Source organism: Bifidobacterium xylocopae (assembly GCF_003315615.1).
In the GTDB taxonomy this organism is placed as follows: domain Bacteria; phylum Actinomycetota; class Actinomycetes; order Actinomycetales; family Bifidobacteriaceae; genus Bombiscardovia; species Bombiscardovia xylocopae.
Map to the genome: position 1 here is coordinate 1 of NZ_PDCH01000030.1, position 2,248 is coordinate 2,248.

The following is a 2,248-nucleotide window of genomic DNA, read 5'->3' on the forward strand; positions in this document are numbered from 1 at the left end:
AGGGGCGGGGCACTGGACGCGCCCCGCCTGGGATCACCTTGCGGTGTGGTTGTCGCCGTCGATGACCTCGTGCCAGGGGTCATCGCCGGCATAGCGGGCTGGGTCCTCGTCATGGGGCATGTCGGCATCGGCCTTGGCCTGCGAACTCCGACGGGTCGTCGGCATCCACGCCTTGGCCTTCCGAGCGAGGCCGGCCATCGCCATGCCCTGCCCGCCGACGGTCAGACGACCGCCCTGAGACCGGCGGCGGACGAGCAGCAGGGTGGCGCCGCCCAGGGCCAGCACCAGGGCGGCGGCGACCACGCCGGCCACGTTGGCGCCGGTGTCGGCCAGCGGGTCGTGCACGCCGTTCCAGTCATCCTGGTTGGATTCGGTCTCGGTGTCCTCGCAGTAGGCCGTCCCGTCGATCGTGACCGCACCCTGGGGTGCGGCGGGTGCTCCGCCCCTCGGCCTGCCGAAGGGGTCCCTGGCGCTGGGATCGTCCACCGGGCAGGGTGTGAGCGGCTTGCCGGTCACCTTGGCGCGGTCGGTGTGCTTGCCCGTCGCCCCTTTCAGGGTGCCGTGCACGTCCACGCTCTCGCCGGGCTTGAGGACCAGGCTGTCCCAGTTGTCCGGGTACTTGAGGTCCACCACGGTGCCGTCGCCGACGATCGTGTGGTCCTCCAGCCTGGCGTCCTTGGCCCGGTAGTACGCGCCCTTGCCGGTGTCGGGGTCCGTCCTTGAGGTGTTGGTGATGCGGAAGGTGATATCCGTGTCGCCGCTCATGCGCAGCGCGTCCTTGGGGTCGTCGCGGTCACCGACGGGGAAGCCGCTCCTGGTGTCGAACTTCTCGATGTGCAGGGACGGGGTCATGTCGGGCGTGCGGGTCCACACCACGTTGGAGGGCAGCACCTTGTCGTTGTAGTACTCGGTGAACCGGTTCTCGTGGTGCTCCACGACCTTGAGGCGCTTGACCTGGATGTAGGCCCTCCAGCCCGCCTCCTTGCCGCCCGACGCGGAGACCAGGGCCAGGTAGCGGGGCGTGGCCGTGATGGTCACGGTCCCGTCCTGCGCCTGGGCCAGGGTGAACAGCTCGCCGCCCATGGTGGAGGCGTCGAAGCCGCTGCCGGCGATCTTGACGCCTTTGGCCGCGATCACATGGCCGCCGTCGTACAGGTCGCGCGCGGCGTAGACCGCCCACTGGCCCGTGTACTGGTCCACACCCGGGTCCAGCTTGTCCACGATCCGCCACTGGTCGGCCTGCGGGTACGCCCGGCCGGCCGGCAGGATGCTCGAATCGAGCTGGTAGAGGAAGGCCTTCCCCTGGTAGATCGAGCGTCCGGACGCCGAGGCGCCGCCCACCTTGACCACCACGTCCTTGGACGGGTTGAGCGGCTTGAGCGGGTTGCTCACCTGGTTGGTGTCCTTCTTCACGTTGTTCACGATCTGGGTGGCCTTGTTGGTGACCACCTTGCCGTCGGTGACCTTGACCACCGTGTAGGGCAGCACCAGGTCGTAGGTGCGGCCCAGCAAAGCCTGGTCGATCGCCGGCTCGTGGAGCGGGTCGTGGTCCTTGCGCTCGGAGTAGGCCTTGAGGTCGGCGGGCTGCGGGTCTCCCCTGACGGTCTCGCCGGTCGCGGGGATCTCGGTGTCCACCGTCTTGGCGAACGCGTACACCACGCCGTCCCTGACCTGGATGTTGAAGCGGCTGGTGTAGTCCACACCGTCCGAGCCGACCACCTCGATGCCGGCAGGATCGATGGACAGGTACTCCTCGTCCCAGTCGTCCACCACGCCGAGCCTCCACACCTTGTAGGCCTGGTCCGACTGGCGCGCGTCGATCGTGACACGATAGGAGCCCTTGTCACCCATCAGCAGCGTCTTGCCGTCGATGCTGACGGACGGGTCCCGATGGGACACGTCCTGCTTGACGGGCTCGAAGCTCGGCGGCACGTTGACGACCTCGTTCGAGGGGGTCAGCGAATTGTTCAGCGTGAGCTGCCACTGGTTCGCCACCCGGTGGCCGCCGGGAGCCCGGTCATCGACCGTGCCCTCGAAACGGATCTGCACACGCGGGTTCGCTGCGGCCCGCCATCCGGCGATCAGCGCCGGGTCGGTGACCTTGAGCTCGACCATGTGCCGGGCGTCGTCCCATGTCGTCCTGTACTTGGACTTCGGCACCGGCCGGCCCGTATCCAGGTCCATCAGCTCCAGGGTCTGCTTATCGACCTTGAGATACTGGTCGAAGCTGTCGGTGAAGAGGATGGAC

1 protein-coding gene is annotated in these 2,248 nt (G+C 68.1%); it reads right to left on the reverse strand.

The genetic code is table 11. The features are described 5' to 3' along the window. Positions 1-33: 33 nt before the first annotated feature. Positions 34-2,248, reverse strand: a 2,215-nt coding sequence (locus tag CRD59_RS07480; protein WP_201736583.1) for an LPXTG cell wall anchor domain-containing protein, incomplete at its 5' end; no start/stop codon positions are given.